Origin of the sequence: Photobacterium lutimaris (assembly GCF_003025555.1) — a bacterium.
In the GTDB taxonomy this organism is placed as follows: domain Bacteria; phylum Pseudomonadota; class Gammaproteobacteria; order Enterobacterales; family Vibrionaceae; genus Photobacterium; species Photobacterium lutimaris.
On record NZ_PYMH01000010.1, the window covers coordinates 1 to 13,839 of the forward strand.

Genomic DNA, 13,839 nt, shown 5'->3' on the forward strand with positions numbered 1-13,839 from the left:
CTTTAAAATAACTACAGGGGTATAGCTCCAATTGGCAGAGCAGCGGATTCCAAATCCGCGTGTTGGGAGTTCGAATCTCTCTACCCCTGCCACATACGAAGCCTCAGTCGAAAGACTGGGGCTTTTTCGTATATGCCATATTTAAGTTTTTGTTACTGCGTAATAGCCTCAGACTAGGCGTCCCTGACTAAAGACTGGGGCTTTTTTACGTCTGTTATTTATTCAAAAAAAACTCTCTTGAGGGCGCGGTATCATCAATAAGTCTTGCAGCTAACGGCTTCGGGGCGGCAAAACATATCATCATGATCACTGCTGCACTGATTGACCACCTTAGTGATCGCCTTGCCGCGACTTGATGAGCGGCCTTTGTATCTTTGACCAAAGACACTCATCTGGCATTGGTACATTTGGTCATGGCGATCGTTGTCGTGTTTTCGCTCCAATTCACTTTCCAGGCTATCCACCCTTTGCGTCAGTAAACGGATTTGGTATTCCAACTCTCTGATGCGTTGGTCAGTGTTGCCGCTTGCTGCATTAGCTTGTGAAGTAGCGATGAGGCTAAGCGCTAAAATGGGAAGTAATTTCTTGAACATACGATTGCTATCTACACTTAATTGAACGGTGTTTTATATGGGGTGCATGGTAGCAAAATATACCTCGCTTTAAAATATGAAACACCGAAATAGGTAGAGTTACTGGGTGGTTTTGACTCTAAATTAACAAAAATAGCTGCGAAAAAGATGTGTTAGGTGGTATCTTGTGGCTTTTTCAGTTTGAGTAAAATCGGAGTCACTATGCCGCATCTGCGTTTTCGAGCTGTTGAATTTGATCATGTAAAGGCGTTGTCGACCAAGTTGGTTGATGTTTTGGAGCCACTAATGGTTTGTCCTCGCGAGGATTTTACCCTCGAGCATATTTCAACCACCTTTATTTTTGATGGTGAAGTATCTGATGCCTACCCGTTTGTGGAAGTGCTGTGGTTTGATCGTGGCCAAGAGGTTCAGGATCAAGTCGCCCAGTTGATCACCGAGGCTGTACGCACTGAACTTGAGGAGCCAGAACAGGATGTTGCGGTGATATTCTCTGCGCTGACACCGTCAGCGTATTATGACAACGGTAGTCATTACTAATAAGGAAAGCGGCCAATAGGCCGCTTTCCTTACTGTGGTAGCTTGTTTTACGTCATGTTGGTTAGGTAGGTTTGATGTCGCGTTATACCAAGGTTGTTGCTGGATTGGGGGTTGTCGCAGGAGCGCTGGGGATCAGCACGGGCTTGTCGTTTGATGTGTCTGAAGTGCCTGAAGTCAGTGCCAATGTGTTGGCACCGCAGTTCTCGTTCAACTGTATAAAAAGCGATGTTGCACTACCACTGGATCAGGACGGTAATTTTTCAGTTTCAGTCTGGAATATCTACAAGCAGCAGAAAGAAAACTGGCGCACAGAGCTAGAGAGGTTCAGCCAGGACAGCGGGTTGGTTCTACTGCAAGAGGCTAGCCTGACCACGGAGCTGAAAGAGTATTTAGATGATACTCCGTGGAAGGTAAGAATGGCCAATGCCTTCAAATTCCTTAACACGCCTGCTGGGGTGATGAACCTGTCTTCGGTCAATGCCAAGACAACCTGTGCCTACCTGGCGATGGAGCCTTGGCTGCGTTTGCCAAAATCAGCTCTGCTATCCGAATTCAACCTTTCCAACGGTCAGACGCTGGCGGTAGTCAACCTGCACGGGGTGAACTTTGCTCTGGGGCTGGAAGAGTACAAAGAGCAGTTCCGCACCTTAAAACGGGTACTGGACAAGCATATTGGCCCGGTCATTTTAGCGGGTGATTTCAATACTTGGCGTCAGGCGAGGTTGGATGTGGTGGATGATTTTGCCCGTAGTCTTGGCTTGGCAGATGCCGTATTGCGTCGTGATCAACGGGTGAAGGTGTTTGGTAAGCCGCTCGATCACGTCTATTACCGCGGGTTAGAACTGGTAAGCGCAGAGGCACCGACAACCGATGCCTCCGATCATAATCCGATCATTGCCAATTTTAGGCTGCAATAATCATAATTGGCCAGACGATCAGTGTCAGCAGCCAAGGTAAGGCCGCGACGATGATACATTTGGCTCTGTCATAGTCTGTCCATGCGGCGACGGCGGCATAGCTCAGGGCTATATACCACGGTGCCAGAAGTGGTGCAGTGGTCGCAAAGGCAGACCAAGGATGATTCAACGGTAGCTTCAGGAAGCCATTGAGGCTGTTTAGGTCAGCCGCATTAGGCAAGAAATTACTGGTGTTGAATACCGCATTGAGATAGCTGGCGAAATCACCAATAACCGCTGGCAACATGATAAAGCACGCCGCAGCAAGCCACTTGCCGAAACTGTGCTTGTATTTGCTGCTCTTGGTAGACAGGTTAAGCCAAAGAGCCAAGACAAAAATAGCGGCTGTCCGGCCGAAGAAATCACTGAATACCTCACCAGCCAACAAGACTTCTTTGGTTAGCCAAGCTTCTTGTACTTGCTGATCCACATTGGGCAGTTGCATCATCAGCGTTTGCTGCAACCAGTTCATATCGACATGGTTGAAGTATCCTCCCCAAAAGAAGAACGGGCCGATGATGATCATCAAGTACGGTAAGAACGCCCATTTGGGGCGTTCGTGAACGGCTGCAAAGCAGTCAATTGGTGAGCGGAAGGTATCGAGAACCGCAATAAACGGATTTTTGGAAGGCGTCATACACTTACCTTGGTAACATCAACATAAAGTTTTAATTGCTGTCCCGGCTTGAGGTACTTCTGGCTACTGATCTGGTTCCACTTCACGACATCGGCGACTTTCACCTTGTAGCGTTGGGCGATGGTACTTAGGTTATCTCCAGAGCGAACCTTATAGTAAACCGTACGGATCACGCCACCAGTCTCACTTGACTTCCATAGAGTCAGTTTCTGGCCAACGCGGAGGGGAGAATTTTTGCTGATCCCGTTCCATTTGGTGATCTCGTCGATCGAGACTTTTTGTTTGCGTGCAATGGTCCATAAGCTATCGCCGGACTGGACTGTATACGTTGTGCGGTAGCCGCTGCCATGGCTTTGCTGGGTGTTGTTGGCCATACGGGTAGCAACAGTTTCGCCGTCTTGCATTGCAACAGGGATCAGAATATGGCGGCCGACACGGATACTGGTGCCACTCATATTATTGGCACGCTGGATCTGCTTGGTCGTTGTTTTGTGCTTGCGGGCAAGCACACTCAGGGTATCGCCCGGCTTGACCTCATAGCGGATCACTTTCATGCCACGGCGGCCATTTTCGTCAAAGGCGTTGTTGAACTTGTCGACTTTACTGATCGGTAGCAGCAGGTGGCTCGGACCTTCAGGTGCGGTTGCCCAGCGGTTGTAGCCCGGGTTCAGGCGCTGAAGTTCATCCAGAGAAACATTGGCAAATTTGGCGGCCATCGCCAAATCCATCTGGGTCTTAGGCTTAACAAGTTTTACCGCCGGTTCATTGTCGATAGCCGGAATACTGATGCCGTATTTGTCGCGGTTTTGGATCACGTCAGAAACCGCGAGTAGCTTAGGCACGTAGTCACTGGTTTCTCGCGGTAGGTCCAGCGACCAGAAATCGGTCGGTTTGCCAGCCGCTTTGTTATTGCGAATTGCACGGAATACTCGGCCTTCACCGGTGTTGTAGGCTGCAAGGGCGTGAAGCCAGTTACCATCAAACTTGCGGTTAAGGTATTCAAGTAGATCCAGTGCTGCGCGGGTAGATTCCACGACGTCGCGGCGACCGTCATACCACCAGTTCTGCTCAAGGCCGAAACTGCGGCCTGTGGGGGCTGTGATCTGCCAAAGGCCAGCTGCACGGCCATGTGAATAGGCAAATTGGTCGAAAGAGCTTTCAACGATCGGTAGCAAAGCGAGCTCAAGCGGTAGGTCGCGCTTCTCGATTTCCTCGGTGATCATATAGAGGAAAGGTTCGGCTCGCTGGGCGACGGTATTGAGGTGGCTTGGGTGACGGAGGTACCAGTCACGGTAGTGAATAACCCGTTGGTCATTGGGGATATCAGCCTTCAATTGCATGCTGATGCGCTGCCACACATCCTGCTGTTCCTGAGGCGTTGGAATTTTCTTTGGAATAACGACCTGCGGCTCAGGTGTTGGTGTTTTAGTGGTTGCTGTCGGAGCAACGTGGGCCGCAGGGTTATTATTTGTTGTGTTTGTTTGTTCTTCTTCTACTGTATTTGTCGTTTTTGTAATTTGGCAACCAGCCAGAAGTAGCGCACTCGCCAAAAAAAATCGGGTTTTCATGTGTCCAGCCTATAGCCAAAATAGTTGGAGATAATACTTGTCCAACCACCTTAGTTACAAGTGACTCAGGTCAAAATTCGTCTTTCCAACGACGTAGTGCCGCAAAGGTCTCTACGTCGCTATCGTTAACTGCTTTATTTATAACGGATTTTTTAATGCTTGGCTGGTCGCAACGCAGGAAGGGATTGATCAATTTTTCTTGTTTCAAAGTGCTAGGAATAGTGCTGATCCCTTGTGCTCTCATTCGGCCGACCTCTTCGCGGTAACGCTGAAGGTGTGGGTTGTCTTGCTCGGCAACAAGGGCAAAGGCCAGATTGCTGCTGGTATATTCATGGGCACAGTAGACTTCGGTTTCATCGGGTAAGGCACTGAGCTTTTGCAGCGAGGCATACATTTGCCCAGCGGTGCCTTCGAATAGACGGCCGCAACCGGCCGAAAACAAGGTATCGCCGCAGAATAGTTTGCCGTCACCGACATAGGCAACATGGCCAGCAGTATGACCCGGTACGCCAAGGACCATGAAGCGCTCACCAAATATTTCAACCTGATCGCCATCATCGACCGACTGCGATACGCCCGGAATAGGCTCGGCGGAAGGGGCGACAATATGGATATTCGGGTAGCGGCGCTTGAGTTCGCTGATCCCGCCAATATGGTCATTGTGGTGGTGAGTGATCAGGATGGCGTCTAGCTCAAGCTCTTCCTTTTCGAGGAACTCCAAGACCGGGGTGGCATCGCCGGGATCCACCACGACACAATGGTTATCCGGACTGTGAATCAGCCAGATGTAATTGTCATTGAATGCAGGTATGCTTTTAATGGTCAGCATCTTTGTTTCTCCGGCTTTTTTTGCTATTGAGCATCGACTTAGTTTGGATTTCTATGAAGCCAGCCCGCATATTAAAACATATCGAACCACCACACACCTGGTCACAAGTCGTCAACGGTGAGTGGGCAGCAGAGCTACTGCAGGCCCAGCTTGATGAATGGTGGCCCAAACTATTTGGCTACCATATGCTAAAGCTGGGTGGGCTAAGCTGCGAATTGGCCAGTGGCCATTGTAACATCCAGCATCAGATTTGCATTGATAAGTTCAACCCTCTGCATAACGTTGTTGCCGATCCCTTTGCTTTGCCCTTTGCCGAGAAGGCATTTGATGCCTGTGTTATTACCCACCAGTTGGACTACTGCAGTGATCCCCACCGGTTACTGCGCGAGGTTGACCGGGTGATTGTTGATGATGGTTATATTCTAATTAGTGGCAACAACCCGGTGAGCGCTTTGGGGCTACGGGGGCTGTTGCCATGGAACCGCAAACGCTTTCCGTGGAAAGGCCGTATGTTCATGCCTATGCGGGTGAAAGACTGGCTTGGAGTGCTTAACTACGAAGTGGTGTTTCACGAAAACTTTGCGATATTGCCTGCTACCCGTCACCAAGCATGCTCGGCTTGGGTCGAAGGAATGGTGTCGGACAGCTTATCGTCGGTGGGGAGTATGTACTTAATTGTGGCGAGAAAGCGCACTGTTCCGCTAAAACCGATTAAGCCGACCTGGAAGCTAAGGCGGCAGCTGGCGCCGCTGGGGGTAAACTGCCGCACCAAAGTGTCCCGTAAGCAAAAATGCTAAAGTCGCCTGCCTAGCTGGCTTGATAGCCCGTATCGTCTTTAGTTGGCGATTCTGCAGCGGTACGAGCCAATTCGTCGCAGCGCTCGTTTTCCGGGTGGCCGGCATGGCCTTTCACCCAGTGCCAGCTAACTTGATGACGCTGGGTTTCGTTGTCGAGTCGCTGCCATAAGTCGGCATTTTTGACGGGCTTTTTATCGGCGGTTTTCCAACCGCGCTTTTTCCAGTTATGGATCCACTGGGTGATCCCCTGACGGACATATTGGCTATCGGTGGTGAGATCGACCTGGCAGGGTTCTTTCAGGCTCGCCAACCCGACAATCGCAGCCAGCAGTTCCATGCGGTTGTTGGTTGTCATGAAAAAGCCTTCGTTGAGTTCTTTTTCATGCTGTTTATAGCGCAACACGGTACCATAGCCGCCCGGCCCCGGGTTGCCGAGACAAGAACCGTCCGTGAAAATTTCTACCTGCTTCGTCATATTTGGTAGTATTCGTCTTAGTTAAAACTTGAGTCTGACACAATCGTATCTATGAAAGCCACAAATGAACGCATAATCGTATTCGATACTGAAACAACTGGTATGAATATGACCGGCCCTCACTATGAAGGGCACTGCATCGTCGAGATCGGTGCCGTGGAAATTATTAACCGTAAATTGACGGGTAATACCTTCCATGTGTATATCAAGCCTGATCGCGAAATCGATGCCGAGGCGATTGACGTCCACGGTATCACCGATGAGTTCTTGGTTGATAAGCCGACTTACGGTGAAATCCACCAGGAGTTCATGGATTTCATCCGTGGAGCGGAGCTGGTCGCTCACAACGCACCCTTCGATACCGGCTTTATGGATTACGAGTTTAGAAAACTCGATCCTTCGATTGGGAAGACCGAAGATTTTTGTAAGGTGACCGATACCCTTGAGATGGCCAAGCGGCTATTTCCGGGTAAACGTAATAACCTTGATGTCCTCTGTTCCCGTTACGGTATCGATAATTCACACCGAACGCTCCACGGGGCATTGCTCGATGCCGAGATTCTGGCTGATGTCTATCTAATGATGACCGGTGGCCAGACGTCATTGGCTTTGAGCGGCAGTGAAAACAGTGATGCTGGTGCAGAAAATGCGATCCGTCGGTTAGCTTATGGGCGAAAAGCACTAAAGGTTATCCGGGCTTCTGCCGATGAAATACAAGCGCATGAAGCGCGTTTGGATATTATCGATAAGAAGGGTGACGTGATGTGGCGTCAGTAAGAGTATGATGAAGCGATTATGGTTGCTAATGCTAGTTTGGCCGCAGCTGTTGTTATGGCCTCTATTATCGTGGGCTGATGACAGCACGGTAATGACTTGGCTCGATAATCGCTTCCGGGTTGACCCGACGGTGCAGCAGGTCTCTTTTATGGTCAAGCGCGATCAGAAAAGTAACTCTGTGGTTTTGGTGCGCCCAGACGGCCACAAATATTATGCCTGGCGCCATCCTGGCAATGTCTCTTGGTATGAAGAGGCGGGGATGGACATTATTTCTATTGAAAACCCCATGCCTGGCCCGTGGCAGGCGGTAGGAAAGGTCAGTCCGGAAAACCAAATCACCGTCCTGTCTGATTTGAAACTCGATGTCGATAACCTGCCCGCTAGGCTCTATCAGTCGGAAACCATCAAATTTACCGCTCGTTTGACCCAAGCGGATCAGCCTCTGGCTTTACGTGATTTTCTTGATCGCGTTAATCTGTCAGTGGTGTTTTACGAATATATCGAAAACCCCGATGATCTTCCGAAAGAAGCGTTGCCGATGCCTATACCGATGGGGACCTTTGCCGATGATGGTTATGGGTTCGATGAGGTTGCTGGTGATGGGGAGTTTACTGTTGCCCTGCCAGTGGAGCTTCAGCCGGGTAAGTACACGGTGAAGATTAGCTCTGGTAATGGTATTTTTCTTCGTACGGTTGAACAGGAAGTACTGGTCTACCCACCGCCTATCAACGCCAGTTTCATTCAGGGACGTGGGCAGTCAGAAGCCCACCAGATCGTGGTCACCGGCGAAGAGGGCACTTTGAAAGCAGGATCGCTGGCTGGCCATATCGAGCAAGTGAGTTTTGAGGGGGAAACCACCATCAGCCAGCAGGCAGCCCTGCCGGATGAGGAAACCTTGACGGTGTGGCTACCCAATGGTGAATTGCCGGGACGCTATACATGGTCTGGCTGGATTTATGCCACCGATAATTTCAGCAATCGCGAGCTTATTTTTCAAATCCCTGAAAGCCACTTTGCGATTCAAGCTGAGTTACAGCTAGACCGAAATCTTGCGACCTTCCACGAGCAGCAAGAAGCCAAGGCGCGCCAGGCTGAGTTCGCGAGACTAGAAGCAGAGCGGCAAGCCGCCCGTACTAAGGCCATGAAAATTATTGCCTTGGCGAATGTGTTGGTGATTGTGCTGGTGGTCGTGGCAGCGGTGCTGTGGCGCAAACGTAAAGTGAAGAAAGCGATGGAAAGTTCCGAGATCAGTGTGCCGGGCCGCTAACTTCGATTATTAATGCCATATGCCTAGCATCCGATTGGAAATGCGTAAAAAGCGAGTCGAGAGACCGTCGTGAGATAGCAAAAGGGAAGCCTGCCGGCTTCCCTTTGTTGTTTTGTGTTGCGGTTAATTTACGCGGCTATTTCCTTTGGTGTCGGTTGGTAGGGCTTGGCCGCCAGCTCTTGCGAGTCGAAGTCATCGACATTGATAGTTCGCAGTCGCCCTTCTTCTGCCCGGCACAGTAGCTCGGCTTCTTCAGGGTTTATCACATTAAGCTCAAGCCCTTTCTCTGCCACTTTGTTTAGCTGCATGAACGGCATGCGCTTTCCTGCTGCTTTACAGACGCGATCGTAGATTGGCTCGGCGGCAAGGATATCTTTCAGCGTTTCTTCTATCATACCGACCGCATTGTTTGGCGTCGCCTCAAGGTATTGGTTTCGGCCAATACGGTTGCGGGTTTCACTCGGTGTCTGGATGATCCTAGCGACTTTGTGATCCAGCTTATCCGATGGACGTATGCGTCCAAGGCCTAGCGGGAACACCATGGCACGGAGTACTGCCGCGATAGGACGGCTCGGGAAGTTACGCAAGAACTCGTCCAAGGCTTCCTGGGTCTGGTAGAGTGCATCTTGCAGTCCCCAGTGAACCAGGGGTAGGTCTTCAGCCTTGGCACCTTCGTCCGTGTAACGTTTGAGTGTCGCTGAGGCAAGGTAGAGCTGACTCAGCACATCCCCCAACCGGGCAGACAGGCGCTCTTTTCGCTTGAGTGAACCGCCCAGAACAGCCATTGATATATCAGCAAGTAGGGCCAAGTTGGCACTGTAACGGTTAAGCTGCTGGTAGTAGCGAGCGGTGGGATCTTTTCTCGGCGCAGAAGAGCCACGGCCATCGGTCAGGCCGAACCAGAATGAACGCACCATATTGCTGATCACAAAGCCAACATGGCCGAACAGCGATTGGTCAAACTCTCTCAGTGCTTTATCGGCATCTTCGTCATAGGCGGCGTTGATTTCGTTAAGCACATAAGGGTGGCAGCGGATCGCCCCTTGGCCAAAGATGATCATTGAGCGGGTCAGGATATTCGCACCTTCAACGGTTACCGCGATTGGTGCCCCTTGATAGCCTCGGGCCAAGAAGTTGCTTGGTCCCATACAGATCCCTTTACCACCGACAATGTCCATTGCGTCGATAACACTGCGTTGGCCACGGTGGGTACAATGGTATTTCACTATCGCTGAGATGACAGATGGCTTCTCGCCCAGATCGATACCGGTCACAGTCAGGTTACTGGCTGCATCCATCACATAGGCATTGCCGGTAATACGGGCCAATGGCTCCTCGATCCCTTCCATCTTGCCGATAGGCAGTTTGAACTGGCGACGGATACGGGCATAGGCACCGGTCGCCATCGCCGCAGACTTCAGACCGCCTGTTGAGTTGGATGGCAAGGTGATCCCACGGCCGACCGATAGGCATTCAACCAGCATACGCCAACCTTGGCCTGCCATTTCCTGACCGCCAATAATAAATTCGATAGGGACAAAGACTTTGTCACCCTGGGTTGGACCATTTTGGAATGGGACATTGAGCGGAAAATGACGGCGGCCGATGACGACACCATCAATGTCGGTTGGGATCAGGGCACAGGTGATCCCCAGCTCTTCCTCATCACCTAATAGGTGGTCCGGGTCAAACAGCTTGAAAGCCAGGCCAAGTACGGTGGCAATCGGCGCCAAGGTGATATAGCGCTTGTTCCAGGTCAGCTCCATCCCGAGCACCTCTTCTCCCTGCCAGTAGCCTTTCTTGACGATCCCGAAGTCCGGGATAGAGCCGGCATCGGAACCCGCTTCTGGGCTGGTCAGGGCAAAACAAGGGATCTCCTTGCCTTCGGCAAGTCGAGGCAGGTAATGGTCTTTCTGATCTTTGGTACCGTAATGCTGCAGCAGCTCACCGGGACCGAGTGAATTCGGCACCCCGACGGTCGAGGAAAGTACGGCTGACACACCGGTTAGTTTTTGTAGCACCAGAGATTGAGCGTAAGCGGAAAACTCAAGACCGCCATATTTCTTCTTGATGATCATGGCAAAGAACTTGTGCTCTTTGAGGTATTGCCACACTTCCGGCGGTAGGTCTGCCAGTTCGTGGGTGACCTGGAAGTCGTTGACCATGCGGCAGACTTCATTGACCGGGCCATCGAGGAACGCTTTCTCTTCGGGGCTCAGGCGCGGTGCCGGAATATCGTGTAGCTTATTCCAGTCGGGTGCGCCACGGAACAAGTCGGCTTCCCACCAGACGGTACCAGCGTCAATGGCTTCTTTTTCCGTCCGTGACATTTCAGGCATGACTTTCTTGAACGCTTCCAGTGCGCGTCGGCTCACTAACGAGCGGCGCAGAGACGTTATATTTAGCGGTATAGCGATGATCAAAAAAGCTAACCAGCTAAACTGGCCAGTGATATCGAGCAGGGTGCCCACAGCCAGCGCAGCAGCAATGGCAAGGGTGAAGGTACGAAGGTTTGCCCGGTGGTAAGCGAGCACACCGGTTATACCAACCAGCCCCAGTAGGTACACAAGTGTAACCATGTTCAATCTCCTTATTTGGGCGTTGTTTTATTATATTTTAGGTACAATTTATGCAAGGTAAGAGGTCTAACCACTTGCGTTAAGTGTAATGTTGTTTTTAATGAAATGTAAAATAATTTTCCATTCTGATAGCGGGCGGTTACGTAAAGATGTCTTGTCACTTGTTGTAAAATAAGGGATTGATCGAGATCAGCGGGAAGGAAAAAAGCGCTTGCGTTAATTCCTCATACAATTAAGATCCCGTGGTATTGTTCACGAGTCGCTAAAAATACGGTGTCGAAGCCGGTTTTTCGCGAATTTTCACGATGTGAACAAGGCCACGCAAGGTGGCCTTTCTGGATTGTTGCCTTTCCCGAACTCCGACTGACAGTTGCCCGCCGGATCCCACTCTCGGGATGACAGCTACTTACTACTCTTCAATTTATCTTCACCAAACGGTAACAATCGTGTTTGGCTCTTGTCGTTTCCGTTTGGCTTGTAAGGGGGTTACCGTGTTGCTATTTGATGCGTTTAGACAGGCGTGGCGCGAAGGCTTTTCTCTTTCGTCGTTGCGCGCTGATATTGTTTCCGGCGTCACCGTCGGTGTTGTTGCTATCCCGTTGGGGATGGCGTTGGCGATTGCTGTTGGGGTCCCGCCCCAGCATGGTCTTTACACCGTTATTGTTGCTGGTTTACTGGCTGCGCTATTGGGTGGCTCCCGTTTTAATATCACCGGCCCGACAGCGGCTTTTGTGGTGATCCTTTTGCCAATCACCCAGCAATACGGGCTGTCCGGCTTGATGCTAGCGACCATGATGTCCGGGGTGATCTTGCTGCTGATGGGAGTCCTGCGCTTGGGCCAACTGGTGGCCTACGTGCCGTATCCGGTCACCACGGGTTTTACCGCGGGGATCGGTTTGACGATAGCCTTCTTGCAGCTCAAAGATTTGCTCGGCCTGAGTGTCGCGACTAACCCTATTCATTTTCCCGAGAAAGTGGTGGCGTATGCCAGTGCAATGCCGACCCTGAATATGGCTGATGCCTTGGTGGGTGTCGTGACTATTGCGGCCTTTATTCTATGGGCCAAACGGAAAACCAAAGTACCAGCCCATGTGGTAGCGCTGTTAGCCGGTACCGTGGTGGCGCTGTTGGTCAACGACAGCAGTGCAGCCCATGTTGGTTTGCTGGGTGAGAAATTCCATTATCAGATTGGCGATTTGATCGGGCAGGGGATCCCTCAGGTACTGCCACAGTTCGTTTTGCCATGGCAGGATAGCCATTTTTCCTGGGCACTGGTGATTGAGCTTTTGCCGGCGGCATTTACCATTGCCATGCTGGGCTGTATTGAATCATTGCTGTGTGCTGTTGTTGCCGATGGCATGACCGGAACCAAGCATAACCCCAATGCCGAATTAGTCGGCCAGGGGCTGGCGAATATGGTGGTACCTTTCTTCGGCGGGATCCCGGCGACGGCCGCCATTGCTCGTACGGCAACCAATATCAGGGCGGGGGCTTTCTCGCCATTATCGGCGATTGTCCATGCCCTATTTGTGTTGGCGGCGATGATAGCCTTGGCCCCGATGCTGTCCTATGTGCCAATGAGCGCGCTGGCGGGGCTGCTTATTATGGTAGCGTGGAATATGTCCGAAGCACCGCACTTTGTGCACACCTTGAGAGTGGCTCCTCGGCGGGATGTCGCGGTGTTGTTGGCCTGCTTTACTTTAACCGTCGTATTCGACATGGTGGTGGCCGTCGTCGTCGGCTTGCTGCTGGCTGGTGTGCTGTTCATCCAGCGTATTGCTTCGCTGACGACGGTCGACAAAGTGACGGGTGGGCATCTGCATCAGAACTTCGGTGGCGATGTCGTGGTGTATGACATCAATGGCCCGTTGTTCTTTGCCGCCAGTGAAAAAGCCCTGTCGGTGATTGACTATACCGCACCGGATACTCGGGCGGTGGTCTTGGACTTTAGCGGAGTGACGACGGTTGATATTACGGCTATCCTCGCGTTGGAAAATGCCATCGACCGGATCCGTGACTACCCGGTTTACTTACTCGGTGTGGCTACGCATATCGAGAAGAAGCTGGCAGTGGCTGGTCTTTTCTCGCTGGATAATGTTGCCTGCTATAGCTGTGCCGAGTCATTACGTGAGCATTTGGCAGTAAACACTCACAATGTTCATTCGAAGGAGTCGACACTTCCAAGCGTTTCTTTGTACACTGCTAGTTGATAATTATTTTGATAAGTCAGAGAAGGTCCTATGTATCAAGACAACATCCGCGCCGAGTTGACGGAAGCGGCAGAAGTCCTCAATCGTTTCTTAAGTGATGATAAGAATATTGCTGATATTGAAGCTGCTGCCAAACTTCTGGCCGAGTCGTTCAAACAAGGCGGCAAGGTATTGTCTTGTGGTAATGGTGGCTCTCACTGTGATGCGATGCATTTTGCTGAAGAGCTGACTGGTCGCTACCGTGAAAACCGTCCGGGTTACCCGGGGATTGCGATTTCCGATCCTAGCCACCTGTCTTGCGTCAGCAATGATTTTGGTTATGAGTCGGTGTTTTCCCGCTACCTTGAAGCGGTTGGTGCAACAGGTGATGTACTGTTCGGCCTATCGACATCAGGCAATTCTGGTAATATCTTGAAGGCTATCGAGGCTGCCAAGGCGAAGGGGATGAAAGTCATTGCCCTGACCGGTAAAGACGGTGGCAAGATGGCGGGCCTTGCGGATGTGGAAATTCGCGTGCCACATTTTGGCTATGCTGATCGTATTCAGGAAGTACATATCAAGATTATTCATATTTTGATTATGTTGATTGAAAAAGAAATGGCGAAATAACCCAG

13 protein-coding genes and 1 tRNA gene are annotated in these 13,839 nt (G+C 51.0%); 8 read left to right on the forward strand and 6 right to left on the reverse strand.

What is annotated here, in order from left to right; all coding sequences use genetic code 11:
- The first annotated feature begins 15 nt into the window (after positions 1-15).
- Positions 16-92: transfer RNA gene (locus tag C9I99_RS18350), tRNA-Trp, on the forward strand.
- A gap of 162 nt (positions 93-254) precedes the next feature.
- On the opposite strand, the gene C9I99_RS18355 is transcribed toward C9I99_RS18350, so the two are convergent.
- A complete protein-coding gene (locus C9I99_RS18355; RefSeq protein WP_107350314.1) occupies positions 255-593 on the reverse strand; it encodes a hypothetical protein in 339 nt (112 codons plus the stop codon).
- A gap of 201 nt (positions 594-794) precedes the next feature.
- Here C9I99_RS18355 and C9I99_RS18360 point away from each other — a divergent pair, with 201 nt between their 5' ends.
- Complete coding sequence (locus C9I99_RS18360; RefSeq protein WP_107350315.1) at positions 795-1,130, forward strand: DUF1904 domain-containing protein; 336 nt, start codon at positions 795-797, stop codon at positions 1,128-1,130.
- A gap of 74 nt (positions 1,131-1,204) precedes the next feature.
- Complete coding sequence (locus C9I99_RS18365) at positions 1,205-2,047, forward strand: endonuclease/exonuclease/phosphatase family protein (RefSeq protein WP_107350316.1); 843 nt, start codon at positions 1,205-1,207, stop codon at positions 2,045-2,047.
- Here C9I99_RS18365 and C9I99_RS18370 read toward each other — a convergent pair.
- The 3 genes from C9I99_RS18370 to gloB all read right to left on the reverse strand — a co-directional run bounded on the left by C9I99_RS18370 (position 2,034) and on the right by gloB (position 5,120).
- The gene (locus tag C9I99_RS18370; protein ID WP_107350317.1) at positions 2,034-2,723 is read right to left on the reverse strand and encodes a Yip1 family protein; all 690 of its coding nucleotides are present in this window, start codon (positions 2,721-2,723) and stop codon (positions 2,034-2,036) included. The genes C9I99_RS18365 and C9I99_RS18370 overlap by 14 nt on opposite strands.
- Positions 2,720-4,291 carry a LysM peptidoglycan-binding domain-containing protein gene (locus C9I99_RS18375; protein WP_107350318.1) on the reverse strand — a complete coding sequence of 524 codons (1,572 nt, stop codon included), beginning with the start codon at positions 4,289-4,291 and terminating at the stop codon, positions 2,720-2,722. Before C9I99_RS18375 ends, C9I99_RS18370 begins: the two co-directional genes overlap by 4 nt.
- 70 nt (positions 4,292-4,361) lie before the next feature.
- Positions 4,362-5,120: a hydroxyacylglutathione hydrolase gene (gene gloB, locus C9I99_RS18380; RefSeq protein ID WP_107350319.1), complete on the reverse strand. Its 759-nt coding sequence runs from the start codon at positions 5,118-5,120 to the stop codon at positions 4,362-4,364.
- A gap of 53 nt (positions 5,121-5,173) precedes the next feature.
- On the opposite strand from gloB, the gene C9I99_RS18385 reads away from it, so the two are divergent.
- Positions 5,174-5,917 carry a methyltransferase domain-containing protein gene (locus C9I99_RS18385; RefSeq protein ID WP_107350320.1) on the forward strand — a complete coding sequence of 248 codons (744 nt, stop codon included), beginning with the start codon at positions 5,174-5,176 and terminating at the stop codon, positions 5,915-5,917.
- Positions 5,918-5,927: 10 nt separating this feature from the next.
- Here the strand turns inward: C9I99_RS18385 and rnhA are convergent, their stop codons facing one another.
- Complete coding sequence (gene rnhA, locus C9I99_RS18390) at positions 5,928-6,392, reverse strand: ribonuclease HI (RefSeq protein ID WP_107350321.1); 465 nt, start codon at positions 6,390-6,392, stop codon at positions 5,928-5,930.
- Between the two features lie 51 nt (positions 6,393-6,443).
- On the opposite strand from rnhA, the gene dnaQ reads away from it, so the two are divergent.
- Positions 6,444-7,169 (forward strand): DNA polymerase III subunit epsilon, encoded by a 726-nt coding sequence (dnaQ, locus tag C9I99_RS18395; RefSeq protein WP_107350322.1) that lies wholly within the window; start codon positions 6,444-6,446, stop codon positions 7,167-7,169.
- Positions 7,170-7,173: 4 nt separating this feature from the next.
- Entirely contained in the window at positions 7,174-8,436 is a 1,263-nt protein-coding gene (locus C9I99_RS18400; protein WP_107350323.1) for a TIGR03503 family protein, read from the forward strand.
- Between the two features lie 128 nt (positions 8,437-8,564).
- Here the strand turns inward: C9I99_RS18400 and fadE are convergent, their stop codons facing one another.
- Positions 8,565-11,015 (reverse strand): acyl-CoA dehydrogenase FadE, encoded by a 2,451-nt coding sequence (fadE, locus tag C9I99_RS18405; RefSeq protein ID WP_107350324.1) that lies wholly within the window; start codon positions 11,013-11,015, stop codon positions 8,565-8,567.
- A 491-nt stretch (positions 11,016-11,506) separates the two neighbouring features.
- Here fadE and dauA point away from each other — a divergent pair, with 491 nt between their 5' ends.
- Together dauA and lpcA are read left to right on the forward strand one after the other, a co-directional pair.
- Complete coding sequence (gene dauA / locus C9I99_RS18410) at positions 11,507-13,225, forward strand: C4-dicarboxylic acid transporter DauA (RefSeq protein WP_107350325.1); 1,719 nt, start codon at positions 11,507-11,509, stop codon at positions 13,223-13,225.
- A gap of 30 nt (positions 13,226-13,255) precedes the next feature.
- Positions 13,256-13,834 (forward strand): D-sedoheptulose 7-phosphate isomerase, encoded by a 579-nt coding sequence (gene lpcA, locus C9I99_RS18415; protein WP_107350326.1) that lies wholly within the window; start codon positions 13,256-13,258, stop codon positions 13,832-13,834.
- Positions 13,835-13,839: the final 5 nt, after the last annotated feature.